This window comes from Streptomyces sp. URMC 126, assembly GCF_051386555.1.
Classification (GTDB): Bacteria; Actinomycetota; Actinomycetes; order Streptomycetales; family Streptomycetaceae; genus Streptomyces.
On the sequence record NZ_JBPQTX010001324.1, the window covers coordinates 1 to 237 of the forward strand.

The 237-nt window shown below is 66.2% G+C and carries 1 pseudogene; it reads left to right on the top strand.

The window, feature by feature from the left end:
- Window positions 1–237, top strand: a pseudogene (locus tag ACSNOK_RS36130) (glycoside hydrolase domain-containing protein); the annotation flags it as partial.

The window sequence follows — 237 nt, forward strand, 5'->3', positions numbered from 1 at the left end:
GGGCGGCACGGAGAAGGTCCGCGGCATCCAGCAGTGGCTGAACGGCCGCTACCACAAGCGCTCGACGTTCGACATCGGCCCGTGCGACGGCATCTACTCGCGCGATGTGCAGAAGTCGCTGATGAAGGCCATTCAGTACGAGATCGGCATCGCCGAGTCCTCGGTGAACGGCAACTTCGGCCCCACCACCCAGGCCGGGCTGCGCAACCACGTGGTGTCCGAGGGCGACTCCGGCAT